The following is a 13,594-nucleotide window of genomic DNA, read 5'->3' on the forward strand; positions in this document are numbered from 1 at the left end:
GGGGCGGGCGCGATGATCCCGTGGTGGGTGCTGGCCATCGTCGTGTTCGGCGCGAACTTCACGCTCTGGGGCGTGATCGGGATGCTGCGCGTGCTCGACGGCTGGCGCGGTTCGCTGCTGCGCGGCGCGGGGAAAGCCGCACCGGTCGCTGATCTCGCGGCGCACCGGCACGGCAAGCTCCGGCCGCGGCGGCCGGGCGCGCTGGGCGTCGACGACGTGGCCGTGCTCATCGCCGCGCACAACGAAGAAGTGGTGATCAGCGAAAGCCTGCGGGCGATCACCGCGCTGGTCCCGGCCCGCAACGTGCACGTCGTGTCCGACGGTTCCACCGACCGCACGGTCGAACTGGCCCGCCGGGCGGGCGTGCACGTCGTGGGCACCGAAGGCAACCTCGGCAAGGCCGGGGCCCTGCAGGTGGGCATCCGGCGGTTCCGGCTGGTGCGCCGATTCCGGCTGGTGATGCTGCTGGACGCGGACACCCGCGTGGAACCCGGCTACTTCGCCGCGGCGCTGCCGCTGTTCGACGACCCCGAGGTGGTCGCGGTGGCCGGTTGCGTGCGCACCGCCTGGCGGGATCGGGGCTTGTCGTTCGCGGGCAAGCTGGTGGCGTTCCACCGGCAGCGGATCTACTCGATGACGCAATACCTGCTGAAGTTCGGCCAGACCTGGCGGCGGGTGAACGCCACGCACATCGTGCCCGGCTTCGCCAGCCTCTACCGCACCAGCGTGCTGCCGAGCATCGAGGTGAACCCGCCAGGGCTGGTGATCGAGGACTTCAACATGACCTTCGAGGTCTACCAGAAGCGGCTGGGCAAGGTCGGGTTCACGCCGTCGGCGGTGGCGGCCACGCAGGACCCCGGCCGGATCCGGGACTACGTGCGCCAGTCCAAGCGGTGGTCGCTGGGCCTGTGGCAGACGGTGCGCAGGCACCCGCCGCGGCTGAACCTGTTCACCGCGATGCTGGCGCTGCTGCTGCTCGAACTGCTCACCAGCAGCATCATGCTCGTCCTGCTTCCGGTGGTGCTGCTGGTGCTGCTGCTGCCGCTGATCGCGGACGGGACGCTTGCGTGGCCGTGGTTCAACGAGGTGCACGAGGCGGTAGCCGGGTACATGACGGTTCCTGCGCTGCTGCTGGGAATCGTGCTGCCGGACCTGCTGCTGACGCTGGTCGTCACGATCATCCGGCGCCAGCCCAGATTCCTGCTCTACGCCTGGCTGTACCTGCCGCTGCGGGTGCTGGATTCGGCGATCGCGCTGTACTCGCTGCCGCTCACCTGGCTGTCGCGCTCGACCGGCCGGTGGAGCAGCCCGCAGCGGCACGCGGTCGAACCGGGCGGGCCGGAACCGGATCCGGGTGCGCGTGCCGGGTGAACTCCCGCAGTTGGACGAGGTCTCACCGCGGACGGCGGGGGAAGGTGGGGAGGTGAACGTGCTGCGGCTGTTGATGGTGGACGACCACCTCATGCTCACCGAAGCGCTCGGATCGCGGCTGCAGCAGGCCACGGACCTCTGGGTGGTGGGGCGGTGCGCGACCGGCGACCCGCACCTGGCGGCGATGGTGGATCGGCTGCGCCCGGACGTGATCACCGTGGACGTGGATCCGGTGGCCTCCACCGGGGAACTGGTCGAAGCGATGCTGGAAGCGCTGCCGTCCGTGGCGGTCGTGGTGCTCACCGGTGGTCTCGACCCGCAGCGTGCGGTGGAAGCGGCCCGTGCCGGGGCGACCGGATGGGTGCCGAAGGAAAGCGGTGTGGAGGAGCTGACCGCCGTGCTGCGCGGCGTGTGCCACGGTCACGCCTGGTTCCCGCCCGAGGTGCTGGGAGTGGTGCTGCGGGCGTTGCGGGAGGACGTGCGGCTGGCCGGGCGCCGCGACGGGCCGCTGGACGTGCTCAGCGTCCGGGAGCGGGAAGTGCTGCGCGGCATGGTCGAGGGCAAGCGCGGTGCCCGCATCGCGCGCGATCTGGCGATCTCCACCGAGACGGTGCGCACGCACACCCGCAGCATCCTGTCGAAGCTGCGGGTGCACTCGCAGCTGGAGGCGGTCAGCGTGGCCAGCGCCGCGGGGCTGCGCGCGGGGTCCTCCGGTCGTCAAACCGGGAAGGCGGTCCGGGCGCGCGGCACGCGCACCGATCGGGCCGCTTCCGGTGGTGCGGACGGTGATCGGGGCGCTCATGCGCAGGCGAGCGCCAACGTCGGCGGCGAAGTGATCCCGGACCAGTCCGTCGCGCCCGATGCGGAGATCGGAGCCGACGATCCGGCCGCCCGGCCCGACGACCACCACGACGCGGAGCCGGAAGCGCGATGAGGCCGCTGCGGATCGCCACGCTGATCACCAGGCTGGAGGGCGGCGCAGGCGCGATGGCGCTGCGCGGTGCCCGCGCGCTGGACCCGCGCGAGTTCGCCGTCACTTTGATCACCGGCAACGGTGATCGGCTGCTCGCCGAAGCCGGCGACGCGGGCCTGCCGACCGTCGTCGAACCGGCCCTGCGCGCTCCGATCTCCCCGCTGGCCGATGCCCGCGCGCTGCACCGGCTCACCGCGTTGCTGCGCCGCCGCGACTTCGACGTCGTACACACGCACTGCGCCAAAGCCGGAGCGCTGGGCAGGATCGCGGCACGCCGCGCCGGTGTGCCGCGGGTCGTGCACACCTACCACGGTTTCCCGTTCCACGAGTTCCAGAGCGCCGCGCGCCGCAACGCCTACATCGCCGTGGAGCGCTCGCTCGGCGGGCTCACCGATGTCGCGTTGTGCGTGGGCACCGGGGTCGCCGTCGAAGCGATCCGCCGCGAGCTGATCCCGCCCGAGCGGGTCCGCACCACCGGAGTCGCAGTGCGCACGCCGGGCGCAGCCGGCGACGCGCGCCGGGAACTCGGGCTGCCGCCGGAGGCGACCGTGATCGGTTCCGTCGGCAGGCTGGTGCGGCAGAAGGCGCCGGAGGACTTCGTCAGCGCCCTGGGGTTGCTCGGCCAGGACGTGATCGGCGTGTGGATCGGCGACGGCGACTGCGCCGAGCGGGTGCGCACCGCCGCGACCCGGCAGGGCGTGCGGCTCGTGCTCCCGGGCAGGCGCGACGACGTGCTCGGCCTGCTGCCCGCGTTCGACGTGTTCGTGCTGCCCAGCCGGTACGAAGGGTTGCCGCTGGCGGTGGTGGAGGCGATGCACTGCCGGGTGCCGGTGGTGGCCACGGCGGTCAACGCCCTCGGCGACGTGGTGCTGCCCGGCGTGACCGGGATGCTCGCGCCTCCGGCCCGGCCCGCGGCCCTGGCCCGCGCCGTCCGGCACCTGCTGGACCATCCCGGTGAAGCGGCCGCGCTCGCCGATGCCGCGCAGGCGCACGTGCGCGGCAGGCACACGGGCGCGGACCTGGCCGCCGACCTCGCCGCCGCCTACCGGCCGGGTCCGCTGCCCGCTGCGCTGTCCGCCGCACAACTGTGACCTGCGGTAGTCGAAGCACCCTGAACGGATGAGACTGCAACGGACCTGCACCGGCCGCGCGACGAGCAGAGTGCACGGCCGCGAGCAGCGGCCGGCTCGGAGCACGGAAGGGAGCGGTGGTGCGGACCGAAACCCCGCCCGCGCCCGCGCGGTCCGATCCGGATCGGCGGTGGCGCGGCCTGCTGCACGACCTCGGGCACGGTTTGGCGACCGTGTCCTACCTGGCCGACGACATGCGCACCGACCCGGCGCTGTCCGGTACCGCGCGGCACCGGCTGGAGCTGATGGGCCGGGAACTGGCGCGGCTGCTGGACCTGGTGGCCGGTGATCCGGCGCCGCCGGAGCCGGTCGACGTGCGGGTCCTGCTCGGCCAGGTCGCCGCGGCCCGCGACTGCGGTTCGCCGGTGCTGGCGCTGCGTCCGGGCGAGCCGGTCATGTTGTGCACCGACCCGACGTTGCTGTGGCGGATGGTCTCGAACCTGGTCGACAACGCCGTCCGCGCCGCGGGACCCGGCGGGGTCGTGGAGCTGGCGGCCGCCGACGACGCCGGTGCGGTCCGGTTGGAGATCACCGACGACGGCCCGGGTATCGGAGGCGGACCCGCGGGAACGGCGTCGATGGGCCTGGGCATCGTGACCGGGCTCGCGCGCGCCTGCGGGGGCGAGCTGCACTTGGACGCGGCGGGGCCGAGGGGGACCTGCGCGCGGCTGGTGTTCCCGCGTTCTTGAGCGCACTGCGCGGGAAATCGATCCCGGTGGACCTGCCACCACGCGATCCTTCGGCAACGAGCTCCGGGAATGAACGCGCCCTGGGCGCCGCACAGCTATGGGGGACCTCGATGAACGACGAAAGAACGCGCGTGCTGCTCGGCGACGACCACGCGATCTTCGTGGACGCGCTGGTCAGCGCATTGCCGCCGCGCGGTTTCCGGATCGTGGGGACCGCATCGGACATCACCGGTACGACCGCCGCGGTGCACCGGCTCGAACCGGAGATCTGCCTGCTGGACCGCTACTTCGCCGATGGTGATGGGGTGGCACGGCTCGGCGAGATCGTCTCGGGCACGGCGACGAAGGTCGTGGTGCTCACCGCCGACACCGATGCGCGCGCCGTGCGCACCGCGCTGGCGACCGGTGCGGCGGGATGGGTGAACAAGATGTGCGGGCTGGACGTCCTGGTGCAGGCCATGCGCTCGGTCGTGGCGGGGCGCACCGCCGTCGAGCTGCCGGAAGCCCGGGTGCCTGCGCAGGACCACCGCGGGCAGCGCTCGGACGCCCGGCGGCTGGCCTCCTACCTGACCGGCCGCGAACGGGAATGCCTGAGCCTGCTGGTGCAGGGCGCGCAGACCGCGGCGATGGCCAAGATCCTCGGGGTGTCGACGACGACGGTGCGCACTCACGTGCAGGCGGTGCTGACCAAGCTCGGCGTGCATTCGCGGCTGGAGGCGGCTTCGTTCGCGATGCGGCACGACTTGCTCGGCGGCTCGTTCGACGCCTGGCGCGCCACCTGCTCGCGCTGAACCGCGCGCACCGTCCGAGAGCGTTCTCACGCCGCCCGGTCCTTGCTCGTGCAACGGACTGGCGGAAAATAGGTTTGTAACAAACTCAAGTGGCGCCGGACGGCGAGGAGGTAGCAGCGATCATGGCTCGCGCCAAGGACTCGCGGGAGTACATCGCCTTGCTGGAACAGCTCGGCGACGTCCGCCACGTCGACACCGAGGTGCCGCAGGGGCTGGAGATCGGCGCGTTCATCCGGCGCAGCTACGAAACCCGCGCCCCGGCGCCGTTGTTCAACGACATCAGCGGAACCGAGCCGGGATTCCGGCTGTTCGGCGCGCCCGGCGCGCTCAGTTCGGTCCCGGGCAGCCCGCTCGCCCGCATCGCGCTGTCGCTGGGCATGTCCCCGGACGCGGGTGCCCGCGAGATCGTGCAGGAGCTGGCGCAGGCCAGGGACCGCGACCCGATCGCGCCGAAGCAGGTGGAATCGGCGCCGTGCAAGCAGCACGTGCTGCTCGGCGAGGATGCGAGCCTGGCGAAGTTCCCGACTCCGCTGCTGCACGAAGGCGACGGCGGCCCGTACGTCAACACCTGGGGCACGATCGTCGTGCGCTCGCCGGAAGGGGACTGGGTGAACTGGTCCATCGCCCGGATCATGATGCTCGACGACAAGCACCTGACCGGTCTGGTGATGCGCCCGCAGCACATCGAGAAGGCGTGGCGGATGTGGGCCGAGCGGGGCGAGCCGATGCCGTTCGCGCTGGTGCAGGGCGGTGATCCGGCGTTGGCGTTCATCTCCGGCATGCCGCTTCCCGACGACGTCGACGAGCCCGGATTCCTCGGCGCGCTGTTCGGCGAGCCGATGGAGGTCGTCCCAGCCGAGACGGTGGACCTGCAGGTCCCGGCCGGCGCGGAGATCGTCATCGAGGGGCACGTCAGCGTCGAGCGCAACGCCGACGAAGGCCCGATGGGCGAGTACGCGGGCTACGCCCCCGCCGAAACGACCCGCCAGCCCACCTACACCATCGAAGCCATCACGCACCGCGACCGGCCGATCTGGCCGACCGTCGTCGAAGGCGAACCGGTCGACGAGTTCCACACCGCGACCGGCCTGACGATGGCCGCCGAGGTCTACGCACTGCTGCGGCGGGCGGGCTTGCCGGTGGTCACCGCGTGGTCGCCGTTCGAGAGCGCGTCGCACGTGCTGGTGGTCAGCGTGCGGTCGGACTGGCGTGCGCAGCTGCCCGGCGTCTCCAGCGCGGAGCTGACGCGGCGGATCTCCGAGACGATCGGCGAATTCCGCTCCGAGCACCTGATCCCGCGCACCTTCGTGCTCGACGCCGACGTCGAACCGTCCAACACGGCCGAACTGACCTGGGCGCTGGCCACGCGGTGCCATCCGGAGGACTTCCGGGTCCTGCGCCACGGCGAGATCCTGCCGCTGCTGACCTGCTACACCCCCGAGGAGCGGCACGCGCAGCGCGGGACGAAGGTGGTCCACGACTGCCTGCTGCCCGCCGAAGGCGCGGGGCGCGAGCGCCGCAGCTCGTTCCGGCACATCTACCCGGAGCAGGTGCAGCGCTGGGTCGAGCAGCACTGGGATCGGTGACGGCCGCCCGCCCGTTCAGTCCTCTTCGGACTGCGCTGCTTCCGTTTCCTGCAGCGCTTCCAGCAGCGACCGCAACGCCGGCGCCGCCTGCGCCAGGCTGGACCGCTGCTCGCTGTCCATTTTGGACATTGCGGCGGCCACGATCCGTTCGCTGGCCCCGTCGTAGCGCTGGAGCAACTCGCGGGCGCGCTCGGTGAGCGCGATGTGCGAGATCCGGCGGTCGGTTTCGCCGGTGGTGCGGGTGGCCAGCCCGTCCCGCACCAGCGCGCGCACCAGGTTGCTCACGGTCGAACCGGCAGTGTTCAACGCGGCCGCGGCCTCCGCGACGGTCGGCGTCCCGAGCTGGTCCACGACCCGCATCAGCTCGACGCTCGCATCCGGGATCTCCGGCAGCCCGGCGGCCGCACGCGTCAACCGCAGCAGCCGCCGCCGCAGCGGCCCAATCGTCGAGGACAGCTGCCCGGCGATGTGGTCCATCCGGCGAGCCTGGCACACGCTGCGCGATCGGACTACGCCGCGACTCAGGTCATGACCGCCTCGATCAGGTGCGGGCCCGGCTCGGCGTGGGCGCGCTGCAGCGCGGCGCGGAGTTCGTCGCCGGTGGTGGCGCGGGAACCCGGCACGCCGAACCCGCCTGCCAGCGAGACCCAGTCCGCGCCGGGGTCGCCGAGGCTGGTCATCCCGTCGGCGGCCGGACCCGGCTGCTGCACCCCGGCGCGGCCGAGCTCGACGTCGAGGATGCGGTAGCGCGAGTTCGCGCAGATCACCGTGGTGACGTCGAGCCCTTCCCTGGCCTGCGTCCAGAGCCCTTGCAGCGTGTAGAAGGCGCTGCCGTCCGCCTGGAAGTCGATCACCGGCCGGTCCGGGCAGGCCAGCGCGGCGCCGGTGGACAGCGGCACGCCCATGCCGATGGCCCCGCCGGGCAGGTCCAGCTCGGTGTGCGCCGGAGCGGCCGCGGCCACCGCCGGGTACGCGGCCGCGGAGGACACGCCCTCGTTGACGATGATCGAGTGCTCCGGCTGGGTGAGCGCGATGGCGGTCGCGATCGCCTTGGCGTGCAAGGCGCCCTGCGGTGCGCGCAGCTCGGCGGGCTCGTGCGCGGGTGGTTCCGCTGCACCGGAACCCGTGGCCTCGGCCAGCGCCCGCAGCGCCGCGAGCGTGTCCTCACCGGTGTCGGCGAGGGTGTGCACCTGCGTCTCGGGCGGGACCGGAACGCTCGGCTGGTCCTGGTACCCGAAGAACGACACCGGAATCCCGGTGCCGACCAGCACCAGATGCGTGCAGTCCCGCAGCGCGGCCAGGTTGTCCTCGGGGAAGTAGGGCAGCGTGGGCACGGCCGGGATACCGGGGCCGCGCTCGATGCGTGCGGGATTCCGTTCGGCGAAGACCGTGCCGCCGACGGTCGCCGCGATCCGCGAGGCCAGCCGCAACCCTTCGGCGCCGAGCGCGGCGCCGCCGAGCAGCAGCGCGGGCCGTCCTTGCCCGGCGAGCAGCTTCGCCATCCCCTCCACCCGCTCTGCGTCCACAGTGGAGGGCTCAGGTGCCTGCGGGACGTCCGCTTGCTCGCCGCCCTCGCTCCACATGTGGTCGGCGGCGGCGATCAGCGTCGCGGGCATCCGCTCGGCCAGGGCGGCCTGCCGGGCGGCGACGAACTCCGCGGCCGCCGACTCGGCCGACGTGGTGCGGCCCACCCACCCCGACACCGGACGGGCCAGCGAGTCGATGTCGCTGGCCAGCGGCGCGTCCGCCGCCTGGTGCCAACTCGCGTGCTCGCCCACCACGTTGATCAGCGGAGTGCGGCCGCGGCGCGCGTTGTGCAGGTTCGCGATGCCGTTGGCGAACCCCGGACCGAGGTGCAGCAGCGTCATCGCGGGCACTCCGCGCATCCGCGAGAAGCCGTCGGCCGCGCCGGTCACCACGCCCTCGGACAGGCCGAGCACCGTGCGCACCCCCGGGGTCGAGTCGAACGCCTCGACCAGCGGCATCTCCGTGGTGCCGGGATTGGCGAAGCAGACATCGACACCCGCGGCCCGCGCCGTGCTCAGCAGTCCTTCCGCGCCCTTCACGCCGGTTCCCCTTCCCGTAGGTTCCGCGGACATACTCGTCTCGCCCGCACCGCCGCGGCAACCGTTCGTGCGGCACGCCGCTCGGAATCCGGTCGATCCGGTTCGATAAGATGTTCCATTGAGTGGGATACGGATCGAAGGCGGGCGGATGCGCGAGATGAAGTTTGGGCGGCGGAGCCTGCTGTCGGCCGCCGGCATGATCGTGGCCGGTTCGGTCGCGGCCTGTTCCGCTCCGCAACCGCAGCGCCCGCCGGCGCCGCAGCCGCTGCCGCGTCCGCCGATGCCGCCCGCGCCGGCGTCCGGCCCGCCGCTGGTCAACGTCGAGACGGTGTACTCCGAGCACCGGGGCGCGGACACCTCGCTGATGATCGCGCACCCGAACGGCCTGCAGGACACCGCCAACCTGCCGATGGCGCTGTTCCTGCACGGGCGCGACGCGATGAACCCGAGCCCGATCCCGTGGGGCGTGCTGGACGCGCTGCAACCCGAATTCGACGCGGGCAACATCCCGCCGTTCGGGCTGGTGGCCGTGGACGGCGGATTCAACTCCTACTGGAACGACGGCTCCGCCAACGGCGACCTGATGAGCATGTTGCTGCAGGAAGTTCCCGGCTGGCTGCGCGAGCGCGGGCTGGCCGGTCAGGACGGGCTGCCGTTCGCCTGCGGGGGCGTGTCCACCGGCGGTTTCGGCGCGTTGAACTACGCGGCCGAACGCAACATGGCGGGAAGCCCGCTGGCCGCGGTCGCCACGATCGCCCCCGCGCTGCCGGTGACCTGGCAGCACATGCAGGAGAAGGGCGTGTTCGCCAGCGAGCAGGAGTGGATCGAGACCGATCCGCTGCGCCGCGTCGACGAGCTCGGTGACGTGCCGGTCGGCATCTGGATCGGCGAGTTCGACGTGTTCCGGGAGGGCACCGACCAGCTGGCGCAGCTGTACCCGAACACGCCGATCTACTCGGTGGTGCCGGGTGGGCACGAGGGTCCGGTGTTCGACTCGGTCGGCGTGGACGCGGTCGGCTTCCTCGCAGGGGGCTTCCCCGCCGAGGGCTGAGCGCCGCGGTGCCCGGGCGGTTCCGGGCACCGCGATCGGCGCTCAAGCGTCCTGGTGCGCGATGAGGTGTTCCAGCAGCACGCGGGTCAGCTCTTCGGCGGCCTCTTCCGGAACCCAGTGCGAGATCTCCTCGAACATCTCGAACCGGTACGGTCCGGTCACGTGCTCGCCGCAGGCCAGCGCGGCGGTCGAGCCGAGCGCGGGGTCCTCGGTGCTCCACACGTACAGCGTCGGCACCCGGACCTGGCCGATCGGGTCGGCGAACTTCGCGGCGCGGTACCAGTTCAGTGCGGCGTCCAGCGCGCCCGGCTCGGAGAACCGCTGCACGTATTCCTCGATGTGCGTTTCCGGGATCTTGTGCTCGTAGAGCCGCCGGAGCCTGCGCGCGTCGTCCTCCAGCAGCAGCTTGTCCGAGCCCGTCCGGCGGAAGACCTGCATGTACTCCGAACGCCGCTGCTGGTCCTCGTCTTCGCGCAGCGCGCGGCCGAAGGCGTCCAGGTGCGGCACCGAAACCGCGGTGAGCGTGCGGATCCGATCGGGGTGCGCGGCCGCGACCGCCCAGGCGATCGCCGCGCCCCAGTCGTGGCCGACGAGGTCGAACCGCTGCCAGCCCAGCCGGTCCGCGATCGCGAGCACGTCGGAGACCAGCGCCTCCTGCCGGTACTCGAAGACCTCCTGCGGGCGGACACCGGGGGAATAGCCGCGCTGGTCCGGCGCCACCGCGTGACAACCCGCGCCGCCGAGCACGTTGAGCTGCTCGCGCCATTCGATCGCGGCTTCCGGGAAGCCGTGCAGCAGCAGCACCGGCCGGTCGCCCTCGGCACCGGCGCTGAGCGCGTCGAAGGTGCCCGCCTCGGTAGGGATCTCGATGTAGTCAGCCACCCGCACACTCTAGATCGCGGCACCGACGGCGGGACAGGAAAGTCCCGTTGCCGCGCAACGGAATCAGTCCAGCAGCCGGTAGCCCCAGCTACCGGTGTGGGTCTGCCCGGGCCGCAGCACGATCATTCCGTCACCTGTGACGAAAGCGTTCGGTGCGCAAGTCATCGGCTCGACGGTGAGCCCGGCTCGCGCGGGACGGTCCGTCTCCGGCGAATCGTCGGTGTAGACCTGCAGGTACCCGTGCGTGCGGTCGGCCCACAACTGCACGGCGCTGCCGTCGGGCCGTCCGAATCGGACGGTCGCGGTGCCGTCGGAATCCCGGTCCAGGTCGGTGAAAGCGGTGTCCATTTCGGTCGCACCGATCGGCCGGGCGGTGCGGTAGTCGTACTCCGAGCCCGCCACATCGGCTTTGCCGGTGGGGATCAGCCGGTCGTTGGTGACGTAGTAGGTGTTCGCGGGCAGCTCGAACACCACGTCGTCGACCCGCTCGCCGCCGGCCGCCAGGTACGTGTGGTTCGCGGTGCCGAACGGCGCGTCCGTGCGGCCCGCGTTCCGCGCGCTCAACGTGCTGCGGAAACCGTTGCCCTGCAAGGTGAATTCGATCCGGAAGGCGATCGTGAACGGGTAGCCGTAGTGCGGGTGCAGCAGGTGCTCCAGCACCACGCGGTCCCGGTGGTGCTCGACCGGAGTCCACTCGGTGAAGCCCATCAGCCCGTGCAGCGCCGACTCGCGGTCCGGCTCGTTGATCGGAACCTGCAAGTCCTCGCCGCCGAAGGTGTAGCGGCCCTGGTCGATCCGGTTGGCCCACGGCAGCAACGTCTTGCCCTGCCAGCCTTCGCCGATGTCGTCGGGCGCGTGCGTCAGCAGCATCTCGGTGCCGTCGACCCGCCAGGACAGGACGGTGGCCGCGACTCCGCCGACCACCAGGCTGTGGCGGCCGGAGCGCAGCTCGTACAGGCGGCCGTTCGCCGTCTGGCCGTCGGATCCCCGGGTCGCCTGCGCGGCCGCGGTGGTCGAACCGAGGCCGGTGAGCCCGGCCGCCCCGGCGGCCGCGATCGCCGCCCCGCCGATCGCGCGCCTGCTGAACTCCCGGGCTGCACCGTGCCCAACGGACATCGTCGTCCTCCTCGCTGGCTTTTCGATTTTCCTCGCTGTGCGACCGAATTCGCTCGGGATCACGGGGTTCCCGCGTCGATCACCGCCCGGTTGGCTTCGCGCACCGCGTCGGCGTCGGGCTTGAGGATCTGGCGGTCGTAGGTGAAGAACCCGTTCACCTCGTTCTCCACGTCGGTGATCTGGGTGTACACCGAAGCCGAGATCCCCTTCTCGCCGATGATCCGCACCAGGTCGTCGTGCACCTCGCGGTACCTGCGGGTGAGTTCCTCGCGGTTCTCGACGATCTCGTACGACGACGGTTCGCCGGGCCACAGGTGCCCTTCGTCGACGAGCCCGAGCCCGCCGTACTCGCCGTCCACCGAGGCGCGTTCGCCGGTGACCTCCGGCGCGCCCGGACCGACGTAGGTGTGGTCGTCGTAGATGTGCCCCGCGCCGGTGTCCGGCAGCGAGTCGCAGCAGTTCACCCCGCTGGCCGCGTCCACCAGCCGGGTCGGGTCCTGCTCCTGGACCTGCTCGGCGATCCGGGCGGTGTCGAACTCGCCCCAGCCCTCGTTGAACGGCACCCACGTCACGATCGACGGCGAGTTGCCGAGCTGGTCGATCATGTCCCGGATCTCGGCCTCGTAGTTGCGCTTCGCGTCCTCGCCAGGGGTCTGCCCGTTCACCAGCGCGGGCATGTCCTGCCACACCAGCAGTCCGAGCCGGTCGGCGTGCGCGTACCAGCGCGCCGGTTCGACCTTGATGTGCTTGCGCACCATGTTGAACCCGAGCTGCTTGGTCTGCTCCAGGTCGGACCGCAGCGCCTCGTCGGTGGGCGCGGTGAAAATGCCGTCCGGCCAGTAGCCCTGGTCCAGCGGCCCGTGCTGGAACAGGATCTTGCCGTTGAGCGCGAGCCGCGGGCGCCCCTGCTCGTCGTCGACGAGTCCGATCGAGCGCATTCCGGCGTAGCTGCCGACCTCGTCGACCGGCCTGCCTTCGTCGTCGAGCAGCCGCACCTTCAGGTCGTAGAGGTACGGGTCGTCCGGCGACCACAGGTGCGGGTCCGGCACCGGCAGCCGCACGTCCGCGCCCGCGTCCCCGCTCGCGCGGGCCACTTCGCCGCCGCCGGGTTCGCTCAGCACGGCCTCGACCCGGCCGCCGCGGGAACCGTCCGCGCGCACGGCGAAACTCCCGTCCGGCAGGTCCGGCGTGATCTTCAGGCCGGTGATGTGCGAGTCCGGCACCGGTTCCAGCCACACCGTCTGCCAAATGCCGGAGGCTCCGGTGTAGAAGATGCCGCCGGGATCGTTGCGCTGCTTGCCGACCGGGTAGGGGTTCGCGTCGTTGCGGTCCTCCACCTCGACGGTCACCTCCTGCGGTCCGGAATCGGTGACCGCATCGGTGATGTCGGCGCTGAAGGCGGTGGAACCGCCCTCGTGCACGGCGACCTCCTTGCCGTTCACGCTGACCGCGGCTTTCTGGTCCACCGCCCCGAAATGCAGCAGCAGCCGCTGCCCGGCCCAGTCCGGCGGCACCTCGAAGGTGCGCTTGTAGAGCAGGTGGTCGTCGTGGCGCTGGATCCCGGACAGGCCGGACTCCGGCGGGTACGGCACGAGGATCTGCTCGGAGGTTTCCGCGGGGGGAGTGGCGGCGCCGGCGAACTCCCACAGGCCGTTGAGGTTGAGCCACTGCTCCCGCGTCATCTGCGGGCGCGGGTATTCGGGCAGCGCGTTGTCCGGGCCGACCTGGTCGGTCCACGGCGTGGTCAGCGGCGGTTCCTTCGGTTCCCACTGGGGAGCCGGGGACGCCTGAGCGGGCATGCCGGTCACCGTAGCCAGTCCGGCGGCGGCGATCAGCGCCGCGAATCGGAACCGGCGGGTCGCGCGTCGGTGCACGTTGCCTCCTGGGGATCGGTTCTAGCCGCGAGCCGGGAAATCAGGACGAAACAGAAGCCACAACA

Annotated in this window: 12 protein-coding genes; 7 read left to right on the forward strand and 5 right to left on the reverse strand. The window is 71.8% G+C overall.

Translation table 11 applies throughout. From position 1 onward, the window contains the following. Positions 1–12: 12 nt before the first annotated feature. The 6 genes from V1457_RS19435 (at position 13) to V1457_RS19460 (ending at position 6,540) form a co-directional block, all read left to right on the forward strand. On the forward strand, positions 13–1,371 hold the full coding sequence (locus V1457_RS19435; protein ID WP_338595984.1) for a glycosyltransferase family 2 protein: 1,359 nt from the start codon (positions 13–15) through the stop codon (positions 1,369–1,371). A gap of 52 nt (positions 1,372–1,423) precedes the next feature. After that, positions 1,424–2,305 (forward strand): response regulator transcription factor, encoded by an 882-nt coding sequence (locus V1457_RS19440; protein WP_338595986.1) that lies wholly within the window; start codon positions 1,424–1,426, stop codon positions 2,303–2,305. Then, a complete protein-coding gene (locus tag V1457_RS19445) occupies positions 2,302–3,435 on the forward strand; it encodes a glycosyltransferase (RefSeq protein WP_338595987.1) in 1,134 nt (377 codons plus the stop codon). Before V1457_RS19440 ends, V1457_RS19445 begins: the two co-directional genes overlap by 4 nt. A 119-nt stretch (positions 3,436–3,554) precedes the next feature. Beyond that, a complete protein-coding gene (locus V1457_RS19450) occupies positions 3,555–4,163 on the forward strand; it encodes a sensor histidine kinase KdpD (RefSeq protein WP_200069436.1) in 609 nt (202 codons plus the stop codon). Positions 4,164–4,273: 110 nt separating this feature from the next. Next, positions 4,274–4,954, forward strand: a complete 681-nt coding sequence (locus V1457_RS19455; protein ID WP_338595989.1) for a response regulator transcription factor — start codon at positions 4,274–4,276, stop codon at positions 4,952–4,954. A 122-nt stretch (positions 4,955–5,076) separates the two neighbouring features. After that, the gene (locus tag V1457_RS19460; protein ID WP_338595992.1) at positions 5,077–6,540 is read left to right on the forward strand and encodes a UbiD family decarboxylase; all 1,464 of its coding nucleotides are present in this window, start codon (positions 5,077–5,079) and stop codon (positions 6,538–6,540) included. A gap of 15 nt (positions 6,541–6,555) precedes the next feature. Here the strand turns inward: V1457_RS19460 and V1457_RS19465 are convergent, their stop codons facing one another. Together V1457_RS19465 and V1457_RS19470 are read right to left on the reverse strand one after the other, a co-directional pair. After that, entirely contained in the window at positions 6,556–7,017 is a 462-nt protein-coding gene (locus V1457_RS19465; protein WP_338595994.1) for a MarR family transcriptional regulator, read from the reverse strand. Positions 7,018–7,061: 44 nt separating this feature from the next. After that, positions 7,062–8,606, reverse strand: coding sequence for an acetolactate synthase large subunit (locus V1457_RS19470; RefSeq protein WP_338595995.1), 1,545 nt, complete (start codon positions 8,604–8,606; stop codon positions 7,062–7,064). Positions 8,607–8,724: 118 nt separating this feature from the next. On the opposite strand from V1457_RS19470, the gene V1457_RS19475 reads away from it, so the two are divergent. Further along, positions 8,725–9,657, forward strand: a complete 933-nt coding sequence (locus V1457_RS19475; protein ID WP_338595996.1) for an alpha/beta hydrolase-fold protein — start codon at positions 8,725–8,727, stop codon at positions 9,655–9,657. Positions 9,658–9,699: 42 nt separating this feature from the next. On the opposite strand, the gene V1457_RS19480 is transcribed toward V1457_RS19475, so the two are convergent. The 3 genes from V1457_RS19480 to V1457_RS19490 all read right to left on the reverse strand — a co-directional run bounded on the left by V1457_RS19480 (position 9,700) and on the right by V1457_RS19490 (position 13,454). After that, the gene (locus tag V1457_RS19480) at positions 9,700–10,539 is read right to left on the reverse strand and encodes an alpha/beta fold hydrolase (RefSeq protein WP_295145175.1); all 840 of its coding nucleotides are present in this window, start codon (positions 10,537–10,539) and stop codon (positions 9,700–9,702) included. Between the two features lie 63 nt (positions 10,540–10,602). Next, positions 10,603–11,655, reverse strand: coding sequence for an aldose 1-epimerase family protein (locus V1457_RS19485; RefSeq protein WP_338595999.1), 1,053 nt, complete (start codon positions 11,653–11,655; stop codon positions 10,603–10,605). A 59-nt stretch (positions 11,656–11,714) separates the two neighbouring features. Beyond that, positions 11,715–13,454: a sugar-binding domain-containing protein gene (locus tag V1457_RS19490; RefSeq protein WP_338605045.1), complete on the reverse strand. Its 1,740-nt coding sequence runs from the start codon at positions 13,452–13,454 to the stop codon at positions 11,715–11,717. Between the last annotated feature and the right edge of the window lie 140 nt (positions 13,455–13,594).

The sequence above is a fragment of the Saccharopolyspora sp. SCSIO 74807 genome (assembly GCF_037023755.1).
Classification (GTDB): Bacteria; Actinomycetota; Actinomycetes; order Mycobacteriales; family Pseudonocardiaceae; genus Saccharopolyspora_C; species Saccharopolyspora_C galaxeae.

Bases quoted from the DNA above. Each gene is read 5' to 3' on its own strand.
- V1457_RS19435 (WP_338595984.1), top strand. From the start codon at position 13: ATGATCCCGTGGTGGGTGCTGGCCATCGTCGTGTTCGGCGCGAACTTC.
- V1457_RS19445 (WP_338595987.1), top strand. From the start codon at position 2,302: ATGAGGCCGCTGCGGATCGCCACGCTGATCACCAGGCTGGAGGGCGGC.
- V1457_RS19455 (WP_338595989.1), top strand. From the start codon at position 4,274: ATGAACGACGAAAGAACGCGCGTGCTGCTCGGCGACGACCACGCGATC.
- V1457_RS19460 (WP_338595992.1), top strand. From the start codon at position 5,077: ATGGCTCGCGCCAAGGACTCGCGGGAGTACATCGCCTTGCTGGAACAG.
- V1457_RS19465 (WP_338595994.1), bottom strand. From the start codon at position 7,017: ATGGACCACATCGCCGGGCAGCTGTCCTCGACGATTGGGCCGCTGCGG.
- V1457_RS19485 (WP_338595999.1), bottom strand. From the start codon at position 11,655: ATGTCCGTTGGGCACGGTGCAGCCCGGGAGTTCAGCAGGCGCGCGATC.
- V1457_RS19490 (WP_338605045.1), bottom strand. From the start codon at position 13,454: ATGCCCGCTCAGGCGTCCCCGGCTCCCCAGTGGGAACCGAAGGAACCG.